The sequence below is a fragment of the Gordonia sp. i37 genome (genome assembly GCF_002043085.1).
Taxonomy (GTDB): domain Bacteria; phylum Actinomycetota; class Actinomycetes; order Mycobacteriales; family Mycobacteriaceae; genus Gordonia; species Gordonia polyisoprenivorans.
Window position 1 is genome coordinate 1 of sequence record NZ_MVPX01000343.1, and the last position, 2225, is coordinate 2225.

At 67.1% G+C, this 2225-nt stretch carries 2 protein-coding genes and 1 pseudogene; 2 read left to right on the top strand and 1 reads right to left on the bottom strand.

Annotation, left to right across the window (positions count from 1 at the left end; all coding sequences use genetic code 11):
• Together B1964_RS16805 and B1964_RS16810 are read left to right on the top strand one after the other, a co-directional pair.
• A partial coding sequence (locus B1964_RS16805) for an SDR family oxidoreductase (protein ID WP_079930581.1) occupies window positions 1-504 on the top strand: 504 nt, incomplete at its 5' end.
• Window positions 505-566: 62 nt separating this feature from the next.
• Window positions 567-1325 (top strand): SGNH/GDSL hydrolase family protein, encoded by a 759-nt coding sequence (locus B1964_RS16810; RefSeq protein WP_079930582.1) that lies wholly within the window; start codon window positions 567-569, stop codon window positions 1323-1325.
• A gap of 12 nt (window positions 1326-1337) precedes the next feature.
• On the opposite strand, the pseudogene B1964_RS16815 reads toward B1964_RS16810, so the two are convergent.
• Window positions 1338-2225: pseudogene (locus tag B1964_RS16815) on the bottom strand (NAD(P)/FAD-dependent oxidoreductase); the annotation flags it as partial.

Below are 2225 nucleotides of genomic sequence, written 5' to 3' on the forward strand. Positions count from 1 at the left end.
GGTCGCGTCGACGTGCTGATCAACAACGCGGGCATCGGCACCGCGGTGCCGGCGACACGGGAAACACCCGAGCAGTTCCGCAACGTCATCGACGTCAATCTCAACGGCTCGTACTGGATGGCGCAGGCGGCCGGCCGGGTCATGCAGCCGGGTAGCTCGATCATCAACATCTCGTCGATCCTGGGCATCACCACCGCCTCGCTCCCGCAGGCCGCCTACGCCGCGAGCAAGGCCGGGATCATCGGCCTCACCCGCGATCTCGCCCAGCAGTGGGGCTCCCGCAAGGGTATTCGCGTCAACGCACTGGCCCCCGGATTCTTCAAGTCCGAGATGACCGACGGCTACAAGGACGGCTACCTCGACTCACAGATACCGCGCGTCGTGCTGGGCCGCACCGGTGATCCGGTGGAGCTGGCCGCGACGGCGGTCTGGCTGGCCTCCCCGGCCGGCGGCTACGTCACCGGCCAGACCCTCGCGGTCGACGGCGGCATCACCGTCACGTAGGTCCGCGTACCCATCACGTCCGGTGCGCGATTACCCGAACGAGCGAAAGGTCAAGGCAGGCAGTGCGGTACGTGGCGGTCGGTGACAGTTTCACCGAAGGCGTCGGCGACGAACCCGATGGCCCCGACATCCCGCGCGGGTGGGCCGACCTCGTCGCCGAGGGGCTCGCCGCCGCGCACGGCGGGATCGACTACGCCAACCTTGCCGTGCGCGGCCGGCTCCTCGAACCCATCGTCACCGATCAGGTCGACGCCGCCCTGCACCTCGAACCGTTGCCGACGATGATCACCCTCAACGGCGGCGGCAACGACATGTTGCGCACCGGCGACCTCACCGGACTGGTCGAGCTCACCCGCTCCGCGGTACGCCGATGCCGTGACGCCGGAATCCGCGTCGTCCTCCTGGCCGGCGCCGACCCCTCGGATGGTCTGCCCTTCGGGTCGACCATCCGGCGCCGCGGCGAGTATCTCACCAACGAGGTCGCGACCATCGCCATCACCGAGGACGTGGAATTCATCGATGTTTTCCACGACACCGAGATCCGCCGCCCCGAATACTGGTCGCCGGATCGGTTGCATCTCAACGCGATCGGCCACCGCCGCGCCGCCGCACTGATCCTGCGTGGCCTCGGGGTGCCGACGCCGACCCCTGCTCGCCCCGAACCGCAACCGCGTCCGCCGCGCCTCGTCGCGGAGGCCGGGTTCGTTCGCGAGCACCTGTTCCCGTGGGTGATGCGACGCCTTCGCAAGCAGTCCTCCGGTGACGACCGAACCGCCAAGTATCCGGACTGGGTGTCGGTCGACCCCGCCGGCATCGGCTGAGGCGAGCACCGATCACACCATCGACGAATCCCGGCTCGCGTCCGGCGACCGCGCGTCGTCGAGTGCCGCCGCGCGGAAATCCCGGGAGAAATCGATCCCCCGCATCTGCGCGAGGTATTGACTGGCGAACCCCGGATACATGGTGGCGTTGAATCCGTCGTCGGTGAGATACCAACTGCGGCAACCGGAATTCCAGGTGGTGCTCTCCAGGCGTTTCTGGATCGACCGGTTGTAGGCATCTTGGGCGGGCCGGTGCACGTCGAGCAACCGCAATCCGCGGTCGACGATCAGCGAGATGGCGGTGACGATCGCATCGATCTGTGCCTCCATGTACACCAGCGCCGAATTGTGCCCCGGGCCGGAGTTCGGGCCGAAGGTGAAATAGAGATTCGGATACCCCGACACCGCGATCGACTTGTACGCGTATGCGCCACCGGACCATTCGTCGGCGAGCACTCGACCGTCACGGCCGCGGATCGGGATCGGCGATCCCTGCTTGGACACCTCGAACCCGGTCGCGAACACCAGTGCGTCGAACCGTCGCTCGATCCCCTCCACGGTCCGCACGCCGTGTTCGCAGATCCGCGCGATCGGCCACGTCACCAGGGTGCAGTTGTCGGCTTGCAGTGCGGGATAGTAGTCACTGGTCATCAGCAGCCGCTTACAGCCGGCCCGGAAATCCGGGGTGAGCTGTCGCCGCATCCACGGATCACGCACCTGGGCAACGAGATTGATTTTCGCCACCCCTTCGATGACCCGGGTGAACGGCGTGTTCCACACGGCGCCGAGCGCCACCGACTCGTGCCCGAGGTACCAGAGTTGACGTGCCAGCCCCTGCGAATACGGCACCGTCCGATATACCCGTCTGGTCAACGAGGAGATCCGACGATCGGCTCCCGG